Origin of the sequence: Mycolicibacterium frederiksbergense (genome assembly GCF_012223425.1) — a bacterium.
Classification (GTDB): Bacteria; Actinomycetota; Actinomycetes; order Mycobacteriales; family Mycobacteriaceae; genus Mycobacterium; species Mycobacterium frederiksbergense.
This window is the reverse complement of the sequence record NZ_CP038799.1, coordinates 4144507-4164255: the sequence shown is the minus strand read 5'-3', so window position 1 is coordinate 4164255 and position 19749 is coordinate 4144507. Positions and strand designations below refer to the sequence as shown.

Sequence of the window (19749 nt, the reverse complement as noted above, 5' to 3'; positions counted from 1 at the left end):
GCCTAGCGCGAGTATCCGAGGGCGGCCTTGACTTCCAGGTATTCGTGGAAGCCGAAATCGCCCCACTCGCGGCCGTTTCCGCTGGACTTGTACCCGCCGAACGGTGCCGCGATGTCGAAGGCATGGTTGATGGCCACCGAGCCGGCGCGGATCCGGCGGGCGACCTCGCGGGCCTTCTCGATGTCACCGGCCCAGACATAGCCGGCCAGGCCGTAATCGGTGTCGTTGGCGATCTCGATGGCCTGATCGAGATCGTCGTAGCCCAGGATGCAGAGCACCGGGCCGAAGATCTCCTCGCGGGCAATCACCATGTCGTTGGTGACATTCGCGAACACCGTGGGCCGCACGTAGTAGCCGGTGTCCAGCCCCTCGGGGCGCCCGGTGCCACCGACGACCAGATCGGCGCCGGCGTCGACACCCTGCTGGATCAGGCCCTGAATCTTGTCGAACTGCACCTTGGAAGCGACCGGCCCGATGGCCGTCTTGTCCTCCAGATCGCCGACGGTGACCGCGGCGCCGACCTCACGGGCGATCGCAATCGCCTCGTCCATCCGGGAATTGGGCACCAGCATCCGCGACGGTGCGTTACAGCTCTGGCCGCTGTTGAGCATCATCGCCGAGACGCCGGCGGCCACCCCCTTGGCGAAGGCCTCATCGTCGAGCACGATGTTCGGGCTCTTGCCGCCGAGTTCCTGGCTCACCCGCTTGACGGTGGGTGCGGCGTTGCGGGCGACCTCGATACCGGCGCGGGTGGACCCGGTGAACGACACCATGTCGATACCCGGGTGGCTGGAGATCGCCGCACCGACACCGGGACCGTCGCCGAAGACCATGTTGTAGACGCCGGCGGGAATGCCTGCGGCGCTGATGATCTCGGTGAAGATCTGGCCGGAGTAGGGGGCCACCTCGGACGGTTTGAGCACCATGGTGCAGCCCGCGGCCAGCGCCGGATACACCTTGGCCGCGATCTGGTTCAGCGGCCAGTTCCAGGGCGTGATGAGCCCGCACACCCCGATCGGCTCCTTGATCACCCGGGTGGCCCCGCGATCGGATTCGAACTCGAAATGGGTCAAAGCCTCGATGGCCGCGGCGAGGTGACCAAGACCCAGGTTGACCTGGGGGCCGCCGGCCAGCCCGGGCGGGGCGCCCATCTCCTCACCGACCGCGTCGGCAAGGTCTCCCATGCGCTTCTGGTATTCGGCCATGATGGCACCCAGCACGGCCAGGCGATCCTCGCGGCTGGTCGCCGACCAGGCCGGGAACGCGCCCCGGGCGGCCCGCACGGCCTTGTCCACATCGGCGGCCGACCCGAGGGCGATCCGGCCCGACACCTGCTCGGTGCGCGGATTGTCGACGTCGAGGGTGGCGGACTGTTCCGGGTCGACCCAGTCACCGTCGATGAAGAACTGGAGGTATTCACGCATGAGAACAACCTTCCTCATCGAGGTGCTGCGCGGAGGAAATCGCGGGGATCAGACGGTGATCTGCCAGTCGGCCGCGGCGTGCTGCCGGCTCCAGAACTCCCGGAACCGGTGGTGCGGGCCATCCGCGGCGAGCAGATCCTCGATGGTGCCGTCCTCGACGATGCGACCGTCCTCGACGAACAACACCCGGTCGGCGCGCCGGATGCTGGCCAGCCGGTGCGCGACGATCACCCGGGTGCGGGGACGCAGGTCGGCGGTGAGTGCGTCCACGACCGCCGCTTCGTTCTCGGTGTCCAGCGCGCTGGTGGCCTCGTCGACCAGCAGCACCGGCGCCGGTTTGACCAGCGCGCGGGCAATGCTGACCCGCTGACGCTCGCCGCCGGACAGCGCGGACCCGGCCTCCCCGACCGCGGTCCGCTGCCCGTCGGGAAGCCGGGCGGACAGTTCGTCGACCCGGGCCAGCCGGGTCGCGCCGGCCAGCGTGTCGGCATCGGCGGCCGGGTCACCGACGAGGATGTTGTCGCGCAACGACCCGTCGAACAGGTAGGGCTGCTGGAAGACGACGCTCACCGCGGCGCGGCGGGACTCGGGGTGCAGGGTGGCCAGGTCGACGTCGCCGAACAGCACGCGACCCCGGTCGGGTTCGTGCAGCCCGGCGATCAGGCCCAGGATGGTGCTCTTGCCCGAACCGGACGGTCCGACGATGGCCGTCGTGGTGCCGGGTTCCAGCGCGAAGCTGAGGTTCTGCAGCACCGGCTCGCCGTCGTAGCCGAACGTGACGCCTTCGAACGCGATCCGCGGTGTTCCATCATCGGTGAGCACCGCGGCGCCTGCCGAGCGGGTCGGTGCGTCGAGCACCTGTTGGATCCTGGCCAGCGTCGCGCGGGTGGATTCCAGCGCGCCGGACAGTTCGCTGAGCACTGTGAAGGGTTCCAGATAGCGGGCGATGACCACGATCAGCGCAATGGCTTCCGGGACAGTGAGATCCCCGCGCAGGGTCAGCACGGTGGTCGCCGCGGCGAACACGATCAGCGCGAGCTGGCTGGCCAGGCTGAACAGCAGCTGACCGGGAATCTGCATGGTCAGCAGCCGCAGACCGGCGCCGTGCTGGGCCTGCAGCGCCGCGCCGACCAGGCTGCGCGCCGGTTCGACCCGGCGCGCCGCGCGCAGCGCCTGCTGGGTGCGGGCGAACTCGATGAGGCGTTCGGTGAAAGCCGAGTTCGCCTCCCCCGCAACCCGGTCCGCGGTCCGGCTGAGCCGCCCGGCCAGCCACAGCGCACCGAGCAGGATCATTACACCGGCGAAGGCCGCCAGCCCGAGCGGGACCGACACCACCAACAGTGCCACCGCGATGGCCGCGGGCAGCAAGACGGCACCGATCAGCGGCGTCAGCAGGTTCACCACCAGGCCGACGAGCTCGGGGCCGGTTACGGCGATCGCCTGCCGGGTGGTGGCGGTGTTCTCCTGGGTCAGCCAGTCCAGCTTGATGTCCGGTAGTCGATCGGCCATATCGTGCTGGGTGCCGTCGAGCACCGCGAAGCCGATGTCGAAACCCAGCCGCGCGGTGGTGGTGTCGATCAGCCAGCCGGTCACGGTCAGCGCGGTCAGCCAGCCCAGCCACGGCCAGGCGTCGGCCGGGGTGTCGCTGAAAAGTGCTGCCACCAAGGGCACCAGCAGCACGACCCCGATTGCGCGCAGCAGCACCGAGAAGACGGTGAGCGCGGTGTAGAGCCAGACCCGGCCGCGTCGATCGCCGGGGATGAGCGCCAGCAGAGTGCGGATCATCGGGCCGCCTCCTGTCCCGCACGAACCGGTCTGCCGGAATCCCAGAGCGCCCGGTACCGCCCGCCCGCGGCGAGCAGGTCGTCGTGGGTGCCGGTCTCGGCGACCTCACCGTCGTCGAGCACGATGATCTGATCCGCGTGCGCGATGGTGTGCAGCCGGTGCGCGATGACCAGGACCGTGCGGTCCCGAGTCAGCCGGTTCAATGCCTGCTGGACAAGGTATTCCGATTCCGGGTCGGCGAAGGCGGTGGCCTCGTCGAGGATCAGCACCGGAGTGTCGGCGAGGATGGCCCGTGCGATGGTCAGGCGTTGACGCTCACCACCGGAGAGCCCGACGCCCGCACCGAGCACGGTGTCATACCCGCCGGGCAGTCGTTGGATGCGTTCGTGGATCTGGGCGTCCCGCGCGGCCGCGGTGATCGCCTCGGTGTCGGCGTCCGGTCGGGCCAGCGCGATGTTCTCCGCGGCGCTGCCGTGCACCAGCTGAGTTTCCTGCAGCACGAAGCCGATTCGGCGGTACAGCTCGTCGGCGGACAGTGTGCGGATGTCCGCACCGTCGACGGTGATCGCCCCTCGCTGCACGTCGTGGAAGCGGGCCAGCAGTGCGGCCAGCGTGGATTTTCCCGAGCCCGACGGACCGACCAGTGCGGTCACGGTGCCCGGGCGCAGCGTCAGGCTGACGTTCTTGATGACGGGCACCTCGGGGCGATACCCGAAGGTGACACCGCTGAAGACGACGGTGCCGTCGGCCGTGCCGGGTGCGGAACCCTCGCGCACCGTCAGCTCCGGTTCGTCGAGCACACTCTGCACCCGCCGGGCGGCCAGCATGCCGCCCTGGATACCGCCGAGCCCATAGCCGATGCCCAGCAGCCGGGCCCCGAAGGTGGTGCCCAGCAACAGGAACGGCAGCAGGTTCACCGGATCCATCCGGCCGCCGACCACCAGCGGGGTGCCCACGATCATGATCAGCCAGAGGAACGTCGTGGGCCGGGTGACGAGATCCATCAGGGTCTTCTTGCCGACGAAGGGCCGCTGCCAGTCGACCAGGAAGCCGATGTATTCGTCGAGCCGGTTGCGGAAGCTCGAGGAGGCGGCGCCACCGAAGATGCGGACCACCGGTTGGCCTTCCAGGTAGGCCCCGGCTTCGCCGTTCATCCGCTCCGCCCAGCGCGGGGCGGCGGCGATTTTGCTGCCCGACTGGATCGACATGACCGACATCAGCACCAGATAGGCCAGCACCGGGCCGAACAGCGCCAGCGCGATGCGCCAGTCGACGACGAACAGATAGACCAGCACCGCGACCGGTGCGATGACCGCGGCGACAGCATCGGGGATGGCGTGGGTGATGAGGTAGTGCAGCGACAGGGTGTCGTCGGCGACGAGCTGTTTGATCGACCCCGACCCGCGGGCGGTGAACCAGCCCAACGGAAGCCGGGACATCTTGGTCAGCAGTCGCCCGCGCAGTTCGCGCGCGAAGTGGGCATCCACCCGGTGCAGCCACAGCGCCAGCGCGGCGGTCAGGAAGGTCCCGGTGCCCAGCAGCGCCACCGCGGCGATGCCGAGGTTCCACAACTCAACGGAGTCCGCACCGATGAGCAGCAGCCGGGCCAGTTCGACCAGCAGCACGAAGGGTGCGAGCTCGATCAGGGTGATCAGGGCTTGCAGCACCCCGGAGATGATCAGCGTCTTCTTCAGCGGGGCCAGCAGCCGGCCGGCCGCCTGCGCGCGCCAGGTGCCCGTCGGGGTGGCGGCCGCAGCGGCTGGGGCGGCGGGCTCAACCTGGGGCGGGTGTGCGGAGGTCTGCGGCGTGTCGTCACCGCGTTTGCTGCCCATGGCGCGGCCCTCGGTCCAGTACGCCTGGGCGTGGATCTCCTGTTTGGGGAAGCCGAACTCGTCCCGCAACCGGGTACGCAGGCGTTTGAGCACACCGGCTTCCGGCCCGGCCCACGCATACCAGTTGGACCAGTCGCGGGCCTCGATGGCGGCGGCCAGGGACTCCGCATCCCGGTGCGGGACCCGGTGCACGGTGAGGCGCGGATGTTCGGCGAGCGGGATCAGCGCGTCATCGTCGTGGTGCTGCTCAAGGTAGAGCTCGATCGGGATGTCGTGCGGGACAGCACCGATGATGCCGTTGATGGCCGGCTGGGAGGCCGCGTCACCGATGAGCAGGTAGCCGGCCGGCCGGTCCTCGACGGCCTCGGGTACCGAGAACCCCTTGGACCCCATCACCATGACGGCGATGGTCGCGCCGGGTTCGACGGTGGCCGCCCAGGCCGACGCGGGCCCGGCCGGTTCGTGGAGCACCACGTCCACGGCGAAACGCCCGGTCTCGGGATCGGACTCCGAGATGGTGTAGGCCCGCTGGAATTCGGTGTCGGTGCCCTCAGGGTCGGGGAACCAGAAGCGCAGCCAGGACGTCGGGTCGGTATTGGAGTCCTCGAACACCGTGGCCGAGACCATCCGGATCCGCAGGCAGTGCGGCGCCAGCCGCTCGGCCCCCAGCACGGTCACCTCGTGGTCACGCGCGCCGAAGCCGCGCATCATCACGCCCTGGAAGCCGCGTGCCATCGGCGATCTCCTCCCCCGTCGCAAGTGCTGCGAACGTCTGGGCTAAGGCTAGCCTTACCCATCCCGCGGGTGGTGTCCCCGGTGACCGTTCGACCGACCCCGGATCTTTGCTCAACATCCATTCCTGCGACCAAAACCCGGGATACGCTCCCCGCCGGGGGGTATTCGACATGACCGCAGGCGGGCACGGCACCTCGAAGCGCGCCGGTGTCGTCGGGTCGGTGGCGGTGGCCCTCGGAATCGGCGCCGCGATCGCCGGCGGTATCGGCTCTGCGCACGCGGACGGTCCCACCGGTGGCGCCACGTCGGCCGAAAGCTCGGCGTCACCCTCGGCCGTAAAGCCCACCACGGCCGAACTTTCGACGAGGAAACCCGCGACACCGAAGACGGCGGTGCGCCGCAGCATGACGGCTGCCGCGCCGAGCCGCGCGGCGGCCGACGTTTTCACGGCGGCCCGCGAGGAAGCGGCCATCGCGGGCATTGCCGAACCCTCGACTCCCACCCCTGCGGACGCCATCTCCACCGCGTACGGCGATATCGGCAAGTGGATGCTGAAGGCGAACGGTCAGATCGCGGACTGGGGCGGAAAGCGCCTCGGCGGCAAGAAGCTGCTGGAGACCGTCAACGTCATCATCGTCGACCCGCATTCGACGACGGGCGCGCAAGCCAATCGCGGGCTCAACAACGCCATGCTGCGATCCCGGTTTCCCGCGCAACCCCTGCACAATGTCGGGTTCCGCGGCGCCATCGACGGCGTGACCTACGGGCAGAAGCCCAAGGGTCCGCTGCTGGCCTACTCCAACAATTTCTTCCTGTTCCGCAACGATCACGGCCGGTTCTTCGGGCCCGATCCGATCCAGACCGACGCCGGCTTCGTGTGGAGCGGCGCCTTCAGCACCGAGCGGGTCGGGTTCTCCGGACTGCTGCCCGGGCACGTCTACGTGTCGTCCAACGAGGCACGCGACGCACTAGCCACGGCGCTGATCTCGGGCGGTCAGGCGACCTACGGCGGCCTCGTGCCGCTGGAGAACGCGTACAACACCCCCACCACCACGACGGGTGATCACGACGGTTTCGCGGTCGTGTTGGTGCTGACCGGGAGCGCGCCGCTGCAGCGACGCGAGGTGGCGATGGGCAGCCCGGCGCGGTTCGTTTCGGCCGGTGATCGTCGGGAGCTCGGGTGTGCAGCGCCGCACGGGGCGCGATCCACGGCGAACGACCGCAACGCGCCGCTTCCGTACTGCGCTGCGGTTCGACGCCCCAACCTTGACATCTAACTTCAATTGTCATATTTATGAGACATGTCAGCTGATATGTCTCACGAAGCTCCGGCCGTGTTCCGACTCGGCACCGCCGAAACCTGGCCCGACCCGTTCCCCATGTACCGCGCGCTCCGCGACCACGACCCGGTGCACCATGTCGCGACACCGGATCCGGCGGGCGACTACTACGTGATGTCCCGGCACGCCGACATCTTCGCCGCCGCGCGTGACCACCAGACCTTCTCCTCGGCGCAGGGCCTGACCGTCAACTACGGCGAGTTGGAGATGATCGGCCTGGCCGACAATCCGCCGATGGTGATGCAGGATCCGCCGGTGCACACCGAATTCCGCAAGCTCGTCTCACGGGGATTCACCCCCCGGCAGGTGGAGTCCGTGGAACCGAAGGTCCGCGAGTACGTCATCGAACGCATCGAGAAACTGCGCGCGAACGGCGGCGGGGACATCGTCGCCCAGCTGTTCAAACCGCTGCCGTCCATGGTGGTGGCGCACTACCTGGGTGTGCCCGAGGAGGATCGCGGTCAGTTCGACGGCTGGACCGATGCCATCGTGGCGGCCAACACCTCCGAGGGCGGTATCGGCGGTGCGCTGGAGACCCTCGGCGATGCACTCGGCGGGATGATGGCCTACTTCACCGCACTCATCGAACGCCGGCGCGTCGAACCGGCCGACGACACGGTGTCGCACCTGGTGGCCGCGGGCGTGGGAGCCGACGGTGACATCGCCGGCGTGCTCTCCATCCTGGCGTTCACCTTCACGATGGTGACCGGCGGCAACGACACCACCACCGGAATGCTGGGCGGCTCGGTGCAACTGCTGCACCGCAACCCCGACCAGCGCCGCATGCTGGCCGAAAACCCGCAACTCATCCCGGATTCCGTTGACGAGTTCCTGCGGCTCACCTCGCCCGTGCAGGGCCTGGCCCGCACCGCCACCCGCGATGTCACCGTCGCCGAGACGACCATCCCGGCGGGGCGCCGGGTGCTGCTGCTGTACGGCTCCGGCAATCGTGATGAACGCCAGTACGGCCCGGATGCCGCCGAACTCGACATCACCCGCAAGCCGCGCAACATCCTGACGTTCAGCCACGGCGCGCACCACTGCCTGGGCGCGGCGGCCGCCCGCATGCAGTCGCGCGTCGCGCTGGAGGAACTACTCACCCGCATACCGGATTTCGAGGTCGACGAGGACAACGTCGTGTGGGCCGGCGGCGGCTATGTGCGACGCCCGCTGTCGGTGCCCTTTACAGTGACCTGATGGGTACCGATTGGCTGGCCGAGCGACGCACCGAGGCCGCCGCCGAACGCATTCTGGACGCCGCCGAGGAGCTGTTCACCAGACACGACGCCGCGGCGGTGGGCATGAACGAGATCGCCCGTGCCGCAGGCTGTTCGCGGGCCACGCTCTACCGCTACTTCGAGAACCGTGACGTGCTCTACACCGCCTATGTGCACCGGGAGACCCACCGGCTGTTCGGGGAGATCGGCGAGCGACTGGCCGGGGTGACCGATCCGCACCAACGGGTCACCGAGGGTGCGCTGACCGCGCTGCACCGGGTGCGTGAAACCCCGGCACTCGCTTCGTGGTTCGCCAGTACCGCCCGCCCGATCGGTGGCGAAATGGCCGAACGTTCAGAGGTGATCCGGTCACTGGTGCAGGCATTCCTGGCGTCGATGGGCGAGCAAGGCCGTCTCGATCAGGGCAATGTGGAACTACGGGCGCGCTGGCTGGTGCGGGTGCTGATCTCGCTGCTGCAGTTTCCCGGCCGCGACGAGGCCGACGAACGCATGATGCTCGAGACGTTCGTGGTGCCACTGGTGGCAGCCGCGACTCAGGCCGCCCAGTAGGCTCGGGCCTTCACCGATTTGCGCGGGATCTTGTAGTCGTCGCGCAACACCCGGGCGACCGCCCGGGTGGTCCGGTTGTCACAGGCCACCCAGCCGAAATGGTCCGGGGCATCAAAGGCCGCCGCGGCCACCGCATCGACCAGGGCACCGCCGTCATCCGCGCGGTCAACCCACGTCACATCGGTTCTGCCGGTGGGCAACTCGCGATCGTCATCATGCGAGGACTCCAGGAAGACCTGGGCGGGGGCATCACCGATGGCCTCCAGCAGGGAGTTGATGGCCGGCAGTGACGCCGTGTCGCCGACGATGACGTAACCGGCCGGCGCCGGTTCCGGGATGGCGAAATCGCTGCCCAACACCGTCACCTCCAGGGTGTCGCCGGCCTGTGCCTCGCGCGCCCAGCGGGTGGCGACCCCGTCGTGCATGGCGAAGTCGATATCGACGGTTCCGGCTTCGGGATCCGGGTTGACCAGGGTGTAGCCGCGCTGATGCGAACGCGAGCCGTCCGGGAACCAGCCGCGGACCCACATCGTCGGATGGATCGAACGCTCGGTGAGCAGTTCGGGCCCGGTGAAGTGCAGACGCAGGAAGTTCGGGGTGATCTCGGTGCGGCCGGTGACCGTGAGTTCGTAGTCGCCGCCCCGCCACAGCTTGACCAGCACACCTTCGATACCGCGTTGCGGCTTGATTTCGATCATCGTCCCTCCTCGGTTCAACTTAGGTTAGCTTAGCCTAACCTAAGCCGGAGGGGCTCTGTCGTCAGTCGCGCACCCGGGTGAAGCGATGCAGCAACCAGGCCAGCGGAACGGTCGCCACCATGGTGCCGAGGAACAGCGCCGTCATCGATCCGGTGTAGACCGGATCGCGCAGGATCTCGACCATCACCAGCTCCATGATGACCAGGTGGATCAGGAAGATCTCATAGGAGATTTCGCCGAGGAACACCATTGGCCTACTGGCCAGCAGCCGCGAATACCAGCCCTTGTCCCCGGCCCGGGTGGGTCCGGGCAGCGCCAGCGGCGCCACCACCAGGGTGGCGATGCCGGCGTAGAAGATCGTCTTGACGATGGCCTCGCTCAGCAGCGCCGGCGATGTGGTCGGCTCCCCCGCGATCGGGGTCGAGGCGATGAAATAGCTGACCACCGCCAGCGGGATGCACACCATGGCGTAGGCCCGTGCACCCCTGGCCTCCAGCACCGCCAGCAGCATCCCGCCGACGAACCAGGCCAGATACGTCGGCAACCAGAGCCGCGCGCCGTCGGGCAGAAAATCGGTGGTGTGCACCAGCACGAGCCAGCCCGGGCTGACCGCGAACAGCATGGCGAGCCCGAAGTACAGCAGCCCCGGGCGCCACGTGCGCCGGCACAGCAGGACCAGCAGCAGCCAGGCCAGCGCGGGCAGGGCCACGTAGAACGCGGCCTCGACCGCCAGGCTCCACATCTGGGTGAGGCCCTGGTGCAGGAACCGGTAGACGTAGTTGTCGGCGTAGATCTGCGTCAGAGAAAGGTTGCGCAGCAACCCTTCCCAGGTGTGTCCGGGGTTCGGTCCGGCATGCCGGAAGTGGTACAGCGCGTAGGCGGCCAGCACGGTGACCACATAGGCGGGCATGATCCGGCGCACCCGGTGCCAGGCGTACCGGCGCACCGACGGCGGTGCCGTCCCGGCGGCGGCGGCCTTCACCCAGGGCCGGAACAGCAGGAACCCGGAGAGCACGAAGAAGATCGGCACACCGATCTCGGCACGCGAGAGCGCCAGGCCGGTGTAACCCTGCGGATACTTCCCCGTGGTGTATGCGGCGTGGGTGAGCACCACCAGCAGGGCAGCAACGGCACGGACACCGGTGAGGGCAGCGACCCGATCAGTGGTCGAGACGGACTCCAGACCACCCTGGGCTTGTTGTTGCGCCGTCACGAGTCCTTGCGACGGGGCTTGCTGCTCCGTTCCGGTTGCAGGTTGATCAAGATGCCCTGGATGCGGGTGTTCTCCAGCGCCTTGTAGACCTTGCCGGGCAGGTTGGCGGGCAGTTCCACCAGCGAGTGATCGACCTTGATGGCGATGTGGCCGAAGTCGCTGCGGTGCAGGCCGCCCTCGTTGGCGATGGCGCCGACGATGGCACCGGGCATGACCTTGTGCCGCTTGCCGACCGCGATGCGGTAGGTCGCCAGATCGCTCCGGGTGCTGTGCTTCTTGCGTCCCGGCCCGTCCTCGCGTGGCGCGCGTTCCTCGCGCTCGCGGCGCTTCTCCGGCGGCGGCTCGGTCATCAGGAAGGCTTCGCCGTCCCGCGACTCCAGCGCCAGCGCGGCGGCGATATCGGCGATCGGCACATCGTGGTCTTTTTCATAGTCCTCGATGAGCCTGCGGAACAGCTCGATCCCCGGCGCGTTGAGCGCATCGCTGATCGAATCGTTGAACTTCGCGACCCGACCGGCGTTGACGTCGTCGACGCTGGGCAGTTCGATCTCGATCAGCTTCTGCCTGCTGATCCGTTCGATCGACTTGAGTAAATGGCGTTCCCGGGGTGAGACGAACAGCAGCGCCGTGCCCGAGCGGCCCGCCCGGCCGGTGCGCCCGATGCGGTGCACATAGGACTCCGGGTCGTGCGGGATGTCGTAGTTGAGCACATAGGTGATGCGGTCGACATCCAGGCCGCGGGCGGCCACATCGGTGGCCACCAGGATGTCGATGCCCTTGGCGCCGCCCGCCTTGAGGTTGGCGATGGTCCGTTCGCGCTGCGCCTGCGCGATGTCACCGTTGATGGCGGCGGCGGAGAACCCGCGCGCCCGCAGCTTCTCGGCGACCTCCTCGGTGGCCTGCTTGGTGCGCACGAAGATGATCATCGCGTCGAATTCTTCGACCTCCAGAACCCGGGTCAGCGCGTCCATCTTGCGGCGGCCGTCGACCTGGATGAAGCGCTGCGTGATGTTCTCCGCGGTCGCCGTCTTGGTCTTGACCGCGACCTCGACGGCGTCCTGCAGGTACTTGCTGGTGATCTTGCGGATGGCCGGCGGCATGGTCGCCGAGAACAGCGCCACCTGCTTGTATTCGGGGGTGTCGGACAGGATGCGCTCGACATCCTCGGCGAACCCCATCTGCAGCATCTCGTCGGCCTCGTCGAGCACCAGGTAATCCAGGTGCGAGAGGTCCAGGCGACCCTTCTCCAGGTGGTCGATCACCCGGCCCGGGGTACCGACCACGACCTGTGCCCCGCGCTTGAGCCCGGCCAGCTGCGGACCATACGACGAGCCGCCGTAGATGGGCAGCACGTTGATGCCGGGCAGGTGCTGGCCGTAACGGCCGAATGCCTCGGCGACCTGCAGTGCCAGCTCACGGGTGGGTGCCAGCACCAGGGCCTGGGTGTGCCTGCTGGTCGGGTCGATCTTGGACAGGATGGGGATGGCGAAGGCGGCGGTCTTGCCCGTTCCGGTCTGGGCCAGGCCGACCACATCGGAGCCGGCCAGCATGGCCGGAATCGTGGCAGCCTGGATCGCCGACGGCGACTCGTAGCCGACATCGGTGACGGCCTGCAACACCGCAGGGTGAATTTGCAGGTCAGCGAAGGTCAGCTCGGCAGTGGGGGTGGGTTCATCAGGCGACGTCATTTCAAGAGCAGTCTAGAGCGTGACCGGGCATCGGCCGGACGGATGGCCGTCACGGGTACGGTTCGGTCTTGTGAGGTGCTTGCGTTGAGAGCTCCAGTTCTGGCAGCCGCCCCCATTCTGGCCCTGCTGCTGGTGGCGTGCGGGTCCAGTGATTCCACCGTCTCCAAGACCCCGGACGACCGTCCGACTGCGGCCGCACCGGCCAGCACGACCGTCGCCGCGCCGGTGCCGCCGCCCCCGCCCACAGCCACTCCCGAAGCCGATCCGTGCGCGGTGAATCTTGCCGCCCCCGAGATCGCGCGGGCCGTGTCCGCGCTGCCCAAGGACCCCCGCAGCAACCAGCCGTGGAGCCCGGAACCGTTGGCGGGCAACTACAACGAGTGCGCCCCGCTGTCGGTGGTGATCGTCAAGGCCAACACCAATGCCGAAAACGCCAACACCCGCGCGGTGATGTTCCACCTCGGTAAGTTCATCCCGACCGGGGTGCCCGACACCTACGGGTTCAACGACATCGACCAGACCAACAGCACCGGCGACACCATCGCCCTGAAGTTCACCGGTGGTGTGCCCGGGCTCGACAGCGTCGTGCGGTTCCGCTGGAACGGCAACGGTGTGGAGCTGATCGGCAACACCGGCTGACACCGCCCGGCCCGGGCACATGTGTCGGTGCTCTCCCCTAGCCTGGGTGGGTGTTCCGAGACGATGGCGCCGAGGGGCAAGTGATTTACAGCGCCTCCGACCTCGCGGCCGCCGCGCGTTGCGAATACGCGCTGCTGCGTTCCTTCGACGCCCATCTCGGGTGGGGTCCGCGCGTCTCCACCGACGACGCCCTGCTGGCCCGCACGGCCGACCTCGGCCACGAGCACGAGCAGCGCCACCTCGCCGAGATCCGCGAGGCCACCGAGGTCACGGTGATCGGCAGGCCCGCCTACACGGTGACCGGTCTCACCGCGGCCGCCGAGCAGACCATGGCCGCGGTCCGCCGCGGCGATCCGGCCATCTATCAGGCCGCCATGTTCGACGGCAGATTCGCCGGGTTCGCCGACTTTCTCACTCTGCAAGCCGGCCCCGGCGGCGGGCACTACCGGCTGCGCGACACCAAGCTGGCCCGCTCGGTGAAGGTGGAGGCGCTGCTGCAGTTGGCGGCCTACGCCGACGCGTTGGCCACCGCCGGCGTCCCGGTCGCCGAGGAGGTCGACCTGGTCCTCGGTGACGGCGCGGTCTCCAGCTACCGCGTCGACGAACTGCTGCCGGTCTACCTGCCGCGCCGCGATGCGCTGCAGCGACTGCTCGACGGGCACCTGGCCGGTGGCGTCGCGGTGTCCTGGGCCGACGCCGGGGTGCGGGCCTGCTTCCGCTGCCCCGAGTGCAGCGTGCAGGTCAAGGAATCCGACGACCTGCTACTGGTCGCCGGCATGCGGACCAGCCAGCGTGCCCGGCTCATCGACGCCGGCATCAGCACGGTGCACGATCTGGCCGCCCACGACGGGCCCGTCCCCGAACTGTCCACACGCACCGTCACCGCGCTCCGCGGGCAGGCCCGCCTCCAGATCGCCGATCGGGTCGACGGCAAGCCACCGTTCGAGGTCGTCGATGCACAGCCACTGATGGTGCTGCCCGACGCCGACAAGGGGGACCTGTTCTTCGATTTCGAGGGCGACCCGCTGTGGACCAACAATGGCCGGGACTGGGGCCTCGAGTACCTCTGGGGCGTCCTGACCGTCACCGATGAGTTCACCCCGTACTGGGCGCACGACCGGGCCAGTGAACGTCAGGCGCTGGTCGACTTCCTGGAGATGGTGCGCAAGCGCCGCAGGCGCTACCCGAAGATGCACATCTACCATTACGCGGCCTACGAAAAGAGCACCCTGCTCCGGCTGGCCGGACGCTACGGCGTCGGCGAGAACGCGGTGGACGACCTGCTGCGCAACGGTGTGCTCGTCGACCTCTACCCCTTGGTGCGCAAGAGCATTCGGGTCGGCGCCGAAAGCTACAGCATCAAGTACCTCGAACCGCTCTACATGGGCAACGAGCTGCGCAGCGGTGAGGTCACCACCGCCACCGACTCCATCACCCAATATGCGAAGTTCTGCGCGCTGAGTGAGCAGGGCCGCACCGACGACGCGGAGGTGGTGCTCAAGGAGATCGAGGACTACAACCGGTACGACTGCCGCTCGACCCGTCGGCTACGGGACTGGCTGGTGGCCAGGGCCATCGAATCGGAGGTGCCCCCACGCGGCCCGCAGCCGGTGCGTGCCGACGAGGCCGGGATCACCGCCGAGATCTCCGACGACCTGAACCGCAAGCTGATGAAGTTCGCAGGCGATGGTGTCGAGGAACGCAGCGCCGAGCAGAGTGCCGTGGCGATGGTCGCCGCGGCGCGCGGCTTCCACAAGCGCGAGGACAAACCGTTCTGGTGGAGCCACTTCGATCGCGTCAACAATCCGGTCGACGAATGGTCGGACAACAGCGGCGTGTTCGTCGCCGACGCCGCCGAGGTCGTCAACGACTGGCACCAGCCGCCCAGGGCGCGCAAGCCGCAACGGCACATCCGGTTGACCGGCGAACTGGCCAACGGCGAACTCGCCCGTGACATGTACGCGCTCTACGACCCGCCCGCACCGCAGGGGCTGGCCGATGATCCGGACCGCCGCGCCTTCGGGTCGGTGGCGGTGCTCGAATGCGATGACCCGGAGGTGCCGACCGCGGTGGTCGTCTGCGAGCGCCAACCCAAGGACGGGGAGGTCTTCGACCAGTTGCCGTTCGCGCTGACGCCGGGCCCGCCGATCAACACCCGCCCGCTACAGGAGTCCATCGATGCCACAGCGGCTTTGGTGGCCGCCGGGCTGCCCACCCTGCCGGCCGACGCGGTGACCGATGTGCTGCTGCGCAGGCCGCCGCGGACCGTCAGCGGGGATCCGCTGCCGCGGCCGGGCACCCCGGCCGACAACGCCGACGCCATCACCGCCGCACTGCTCGACCTGGATTGCTCGTATCTTGCCGTGCACGGCCCGCCCGGGACCGGTAAGACGTTCACCTCGGCGGCGGTGATCGCGCGACTGGTCGCCGAGCACCGGTGGCGGGTCGGGGTGGTCGCGCAATCGCATGCGGTGGTGGAGAACCTGCTCGACGGTGTGGTCGCCGCCGGGGCCGACCCGCAGCGCGTCGGCAAGAAGAAGGGCCGCGAGGGCGCCGCATGGAGCCAGATCGCCGAAAAGGACTACCCGGCCTTCATCGCCGCGGATGGCGGCTGTGTGATCGGCGGCACCGCATGGGATTTCGCCAACGACGCGCGGGTGCCGCGGCAGAGTCTCGATCTGCTGGTCGTCGAAGAGGCCGGGCAGTTCAACCTTGCCAACACCGTCGCGGTGGCCTCCGCCGCGCGCAACCTGCTGCTGCTCGGCGACCCGCAGCAGCTGCCCCAGGTCAGCCAGGGCACCCACCCCGAACCGGTCAACGAATCGGCGCTGGGCTGGCTGGTCGAGGGCCACCACACGCTGCCGCCGGAGCGCGGGTACTTCCTGGAGGTGTCCTACCGGATGCATCCCGATGTGTGCCGGCCGGTGTCCCGGCTGTCCTATGACGGCCGGCTGCAGGCCTACGAGGAGGTCAGCGCGGCCCGGCGCCTCGACGGTGTCGCGCCCGGGGTGCGGGTGCTGGCCGTCGAGCACAGCGGCAACTCGACCGAGAGCCCCGAGGAGGCCGACGCGATCATCGCCGAGATCGTCGCGCTGCTGGGCGCCGCGTGGACCGACGAGGACGGCACGGTCGCGCTGGGTCAGCAGCACATCCTGGTCGTGACGCCCTACAACGCCCAGGTGGTGCTGCTGCGCAGGCGCCTCGACGCGGCGGGGCTGCCCGATGTGCAGGTCGGCACCGTCGACAAGTTCCAGGGCCGGCAGGCCCCGGTGGTTTTCGTGTCGATGACGGCGTCCTCGATCGACGACGTGCCGCGCGGTATCGGCTTCCTGCTGAACAGGAATCGGCTCAACGTGGCGATCAGCCGCGCCAAGTATGCGGCGGTGCTGGTGCGTTCGGCGCAGTTGACCGACTACCTGCCCGGCAAGCCGGACGGGCTCATCGAACTCGGCGCGTTTCTCGCCCTCACCGCATGTGATACACCGACGGGATGACCGAACCGCTTTCCGCCACACTGATCGAGCAGCTCGCCGCGATCGTCGGGGCGAGTCAGGTGAGCACCGATCCCGATGTGTTGTCCGGCCGTGCGGTCGACCACACCGGCCGCTACCGCGGCCGGGCCGGCGCGCTGGTGCGGCCCGGCACCGCCGACGAGGTGGCCGCGGTGCTGCGGGCCTGCCGTGACGCCGGGGTGTTCGTGACGGTGCAGGGCGGGCGCACCTCGCTGGTGGCCGGCACGGTGCCCGAACACCACGATGTGTTGTTGTCCACCGAGCGGCTCACCACCATCGACCCGGTCGATACCGTCGAACGCCGGGTGCGGGTGGGCGCCGGAGCCACCCTGGCGGCGGTACAGCGCGCGGCGGGCGCGGCCGGCCTGCTGTTCGGGGTCGATCTGGCCGCCCGGGATTCCGCGACAGTGGGCGGGATGGCCTCCACCAACGCCGGCGGCCTGCGCACCGTGCGCTACGGCAACATGGGCGAGCAGGTCATCGGGCTGGACGTGGCGCTGCCCGAGGGGACGGTGTTGCGCAGGCACAGCGAGGTCCGCAGCGACAACACCGGCTACGACCTGACCGCTCTGTTCGTCGGCGCCGAGGGCACCCTCGGCGTGATCACCGCACTGGATCTGCGCCTGCATCCGGTTCCGGCGCATCGGGTTACCGCGGTGGCCGGGTTCGACGATCTGGAGGCGCTGATCGCGGTCGGGCGCCGGTTCCGTGACGCCGATGGTATCGCGGCGCTGGAACTCATCGATGCCCGCGCGGCCGCGCTGACCGCAGAACACCTCGGCGTGCCCGCCCCGGTGAGCGGAGCCTGGATGTTGTTGATCGAACTGGCCGGTGACAGCGACCGCACCGAGCGCCTGGCCGAGGCGCTGGAGGATGCCGAACTCAGCGGTGAACCAGCCGTCGGCATGGATACCATTGCCTCCCAACGGTTGTGGCAGGTCCGTGAATCCGTCGGCGAGGTGCTGGGCGCCTACGGCCCGCCGCTGAAATTCGATGTATCCCTACCACTGGCGGCGATCGCCGGGTTCAGCGCCGCCGCCGTCGATCTGGTCGCCGCGCATGCCCCCGAGGCGATTCCGGTGTTATTCGGCCATATCGGCGAGGGCAACCTGCACCTGAACCTGGTGCGGTGCGCACTCGACGGCGATCGGGAGAAGGCGCTGTATTCGGCGATGATGGCATTGATCGCCGAGCACGGCGGCAACGTCAGCTCCGAACACGGGGTCGGTTCCCGCAAACGGGATTACCTGCCGATGGCCCGCACCGAGGCCGACATCGCCGCGATGCGCACGGTCAAATCTGCGCTGGACCCGACGGGATATCTGAACCCGGCGGTGCTGTTCACCTGACAGGTCTTCGGGTTTCGTGCTCGCACAACGCAATAGGTCCGCAGGACTTTGCGCGTATGCAATGCGCGGCAGATTTGGCACTCGACGCCGAGACCGCCCGCAGGGCGCGTCATCGGCCACTGTGCAATCGGAAGCCGAACGACAGGATCGATGGGTTCACTGGCGGCCACCACTCTCAGGTCGATACAGAAGTGTCACCACCAAACCGGCAGAACTGTCACCATATCCTCAATATTTCCCTTGCGCGGGGCCTTGATTCGGCGTAGTATCGAACACAAGTTCGAATGCGACGTTGCTCCCATCATCATCCGGTGAGCACAGACCGCGACTCCGGTCGCCGCGAGGTTCGATGGTCCCAAGGGACTATGCGAACCGTATTGACTGATCGTGCCCGTTGGGCACCTTCTGTGAAAGCCGGTATCCACATGGACGCCACCCATCTCGACACGTTCATTGATGCGCTGATCGATGACCTCACGCCCACACCCGCGCGGGATGAGGATCGCACTCTGTTTCATCTGCTGGACTGTCCGCGCCGGGTGATTGATGAACAACCCCTGCTCGCGGTGCTGGTAGCCGCGGTCACCGCCCGCAATCTGTTCGATCATGTGATCGCCCAGGCCGTCGCGGCCGCCGAACGGGCCGGGATCCCGGCGCGTAAGCACCTGGGTTCGGGGGCCGATCTGCTCACCGCCCTGGGTGTGGCGCCGGGTGCGGCGTACCGGGCCGCGCGGGTGGGGCGCGCGGCACACAGCCTGCCCGCGCTGACCCGGGCCCAGCGTCTCGGTGGGATCGACATCCAATTCGCCGACGCCATCGGACGCGGCGTCACCCACATCAACAGCCGGGTCCCCCTGTCCGAGGAAGACCGGGCGGGCGTCGTGACGACGCTGATGATCCAGACCACCCCGTCCCGGGTGGCCAAGAAGGCCCGCGAGATCGCCATCGCGCAGGCCGCCACATCGCCGCAGGACGAGGATGTGGTGCCGGTCGCGGAAAACGCCGACCTCAACGACATGACCGTGGTGCAGACCGAGGACGGGCGGGTCGCCGCGACCCTGGATCTCGACGGGCTCACCGGGGAGGAACTGCTCACTGCGCTGGACCCGTTGTGCCGGCCGGTCCCGCTGCCGGACGGATCCCCGGACCCACGCCCGGTCGGGCGGCGCCGCGCCGACGCCTTCGGACAGATCATGCGTACCTATCTGTCGGGCTCACAGCGCCCGATGAGCGGTGGTGTGCTCCCGCACGTCACCCTCATCCGCCCCGCAGCACAGGGCGTGGATGTTCTTGGGTTCGGTGGTCCCGTCAGCACCCGCACCGCAGACCTCATCAGCTGCGACAGCACCCTCACCTCGGTGACCGTCGACAACGCCGGCGCCCCACTGGATGTGGGGCGCGCCGAACGGCTGTTCACACCCTTGATCCGTAAAGGGTTGGCGGTACGCGACGGTGGGTGCGCGCACCCCGGCTGCGGCAGGCCGGTGTCCTGGTGCGATGCCCACCACATCACCCCCTGGGCAAGTGGGGGCACCACCTGCCTGGACAACGGCGTGCTGCTCTGCCGACTGCACCACACCGCGATCCATCACGGTGGCTGGCAGGTCTACCTCGGCGCTGACCGCCACCCCTGGTTCATCCCACCGCATGACCCGGCCGGGCCCGAACCGGCACACCTGCGATCGCATGCCCGACGCACCATGACCGACCTGCCCACCGCCGCATAACCAAAACCGCACCGCACCTT

13 protein-coding genes are annotated in these 19749 nt (G+C 68.6%); 7 read left to right on the top strand and 6 right to left on the bottom strand.

Translation table 11 applies throughout. From position 1 onward, the window contains the following. Window positions 1-2: 2 nt before the first annotated feature. The 3 genes from EXE63_RS23270 to EXE63_RS23260 are packed head-to-tail and all read right to left on the bottom strand — an operon-like array spanning window position 3 to window position 5776. Window positions 3-1424: an aldehyde dehydrogenase family protein gene (locus tag EXE63_RS23270; RefSeq protein WP_168143882.1), complete on the bottom strand. Its 1422-nt coding sequence runs from the start codon at window positions 1422-1424 to the stop codon at window positions 3-5. A 48-nt stretch (window positions 1425-1472) separates the two neighbouring features. Continuing rightward, window positions 1473-3209, bottom strand: coding sequence for an ABC transporter ATP-binding protein (locus tag EXE63_RS23265; RefSeq protein ID WP_168143881.1), 1737 nt, complete (start codon window positions 3207-3209; stop codon window positions 1473-1475). Next, window positions 3206-5776 carry an ABC transporter ATP-binding protein/permease gene (locus EXE63_RS23260; protein WP_168143880.1) on the bottom strand — a complete coding sequence of 857 codons (2571 nt, stop codon included), beginning with the start codon at window positions 5774-5776 and terminating at the stop codon, window positions 3206-3208. Before EXE63_RS23260 ends, EXE63_RS23265 begins: the two co-directional genes overlap by 4 nt. Before the next feature lie 170 nt (window positions 5777-5946). Here EXE63_RS23260 and EXE63_RS23255 point away from each other — a divergent pair, with 170 nt between their 5' ends. From EXE63_RS23255 to EXE63_RS23245, 3 genes are read left to right on the top strand one after another with little or no spacing between them, the layout of a single operon-like run. Then, window positions 5947-7053, top strand: coding sequence for a hypothetical protein (locus EXE63_RS23255; protein WP_168143879.1), 1107 nt, complete (start codon window positions 5947-5949; stop codon window positions 7051-7053). Between the two features lie 24 nt (window positions 7054-7077). Beyond that, window positions 7078-8313 carry a cytochrome P450 gene (locus tag EXE63_RS23250; RefSeq protein WP_168143878.1) on the top strand — a complete coding sequence of 412 codons (1236 nt, stop codon included), beginning with the start codon at window positions 7078-7080 and terminating at the stop codon, window positions 8311-8313. Further along, window positions 8313-8903, top strand: a complete 591-nt coding sequence (locus EXE63_RS23245; RefSeq protein WP_168143877.1) for a TetR/AcrR family transcriptional regulator — start codon at window positions 8313-8315, stop codon at window positions 8901-8903. The genes EXE63_RS23250 and EXE63_RS23245 overlap by 1 nt, the downstream gene beginning before the upstream one ends. On the opposite strand, the gene EXE63_RS23240 is transcribed toward EXE63_RS23245, so the two are convergent. The 3 genes from EXE63_RS23240 to EXE63_RS23230 all read right to left on the bottom strand — a co-directional run bounded on the left by EXE63_RS23240 (window position 8888) and on the right by EXE63_RS23230 (window position 12502). After that, window positions 8888-9601 (bottom strand): siderophore-interacting protein, encoded by a 714-nt coding sequence (locus EXE63_RS23240; protein WP_168143876.1) that lies wholly within the window; start codon window positions 9599-9601, stop codon window positions 8888-8890. The two genes, EXE63_RS23245 and EXE63_RS23240, sit on opposite strands and share 16 nt — an antisense overlap. Window positions 9602-9662: 61 nt before the next feature. Next, window positions 9663-10814, bottom strand: coding sequence for an acyltransferase family protein (locus EXE63_RS23235; protein ID WP_168143875.1), 1152 nt, complete (start codon window positions 10812-10814; stop codon window positions 9663-9665). Next, window positions 10811-12502 carry a DEAD/DEAH box helicase gene (locus EXE63_RS23230; protein ID WP_168143874.1) on the bottom strand — a complete coding sequence of 564 codons (1692 nt, stop codon included), beginning with the start codon at window positions 12500-12502 and terminating at the stop codon, window positions 10811-10813. Before EXE63_RS23230 ends, EXE63_RS23235 begins: the two co-directional genes overlap by 4 nt. 42 nt (window positions 12503-12544) lie before the next feature. On the opposite strand from EXE63_RS23230, the gene EXE63_RS23225 reads away from it, so the two are divergent. The 4 genes from EXE63_RS23225 (at window position 12545) to EXE63_RS23210 (ending at window position 19729) form a co-directional block, all read left to right on the top strand. Further along, complete coding sequence (locus EXE63_RS23225) at window positions 12545-13141, top strand: LppP/LprE family lipoprotein (RefSeq protein WP_168143873.1); 597 nt, start codon at window positions 12545-12547, stop codon at window positions 13139-13141. 50 nt (window positions 13142-13191) lie between these two features. Further along, the gene (locus tag EXE63_RS23220; protein ID WP_168143872.1) at window positions 13192-16635 is read left to right on the top strand and encodes a TM0106 family RecB-like putative nuclease; all 3444 of its coding nucleotides are present in this window, start codon (window positions 13192-13194) and stop codon (window positions 16633-16635) included. After that, window positions 16632-18002 carry an FAD-binding oxidoreductase gene (locus tag EXE63_RS23215; protein ID WP_168143871.1) on the top strand — a complete coding sequence of 457 codons (1371 nt, stop codon included), beginning with the start codon at window positions 16632-16634 and terminating at the stop codon, window positions 18000-18002. The genes EXE63_RS23220 and EXE63_RS23215 overlap by 4 nt, the downstream gene beginning before the upstream one ends. 425 nt (window positions 18003-18427) lie before the next feature. Further along, entirely contained in the window at window positions 18428-19729 is a 1302-nt protein-coding gene (locus EXE63_RS23210; protein ID WP_168143870.1) for an HNH endonuclease signature motif containing protein, read from the top strand. Window positions 19730-19749: the final 20 nt, after the last annotated feature.

What these genes read in the sequence shown, in the direction of transcription:
- EXE63_RS23260 (WP_168143880.1), bottom strand. Translation starts at nt 5,776, where the DNA reads ATGGCACGCGGCTTCCAGGGCGTGATGATGCGCGGCTTCGGCGCGCGT.
- EXE63_RS23250 (WP_168143878.1), top strand. Translation starts at nt 7,078, where the DNA reads ATGTCAGCTGATATGTCTCACGAAGCTCCGGCCGTGTTCCGACTCGGC.
- EXE63_RS23215 (WP_168143871.1), top strand. Translation starts at nt 16,632, where the DNA reads ATGACCGAACCGCTTTCCGCCACACTGATCGAGCAGCTCGCCGCGATC.
- EXE63_RS23270 (WP_168143882.1), bottom strand. Translation starts at nt 1,424, where the DNA reads ATGCGTGAATACCTCCAGTTCTTCATCGACGGTGACTGGGTCGACCCG.
- EXE63_RS23265 (WP_168143881.1), bottom strand. Translation starts at nt 3,209, where the DNA reads ATGATCCGCACTCTGCTGGCGCTCATCCCCGGCGATCGACGCGGCCGG.
- EXE63_RS23210 (WP_168143870.1), top strand. Translation starts at nt 18,428, where the DNA reads ATGGACGCCACCCATCTCGACACGTTCATTGATGCGCTGATCGATGAC.
- EXE63_RS23245 (WP_168143877.1), top strand. Translation starts at nt 8,313, where the DNA reads ATGGGTACCGATTGGCTGGCCGAGCGACGCACCGAGGCCGCCGCCGAA.
- EXE63_RS23230 (WP_168143874.1), bottom strand. Translation starts at nt 12,502, where the DNA reads ATGACGTCGCCTGATGAACCCACCCCCACTGCCGAGCTGACCTTCGCT.
- EXE63_RS23225 (WP_168143873.1), top strand. Translation starts at nt 12,545, where the DNA reads ATGGCCGTCACGGGTACGGTTCGGTCTTGTGAGGTGCTTGCGTTGAGA.
- EXE63_RS23240 (WP_168143876.1), bottom strand. Translation starts at nt 9,601, where the DNA reads ATGATCGAAATCAAGCCGCAACGCGGTATCGAAGGTGTGCTGGTCAAG.
- EXE63_RS23255 (WP_168143879.1), top strand. Translation starts at nt 5,947, where the DNA reads ATGACCGCAGGCGGGCACGGCACCTCGAAGCGCGCCGGTGTCGTCGGG.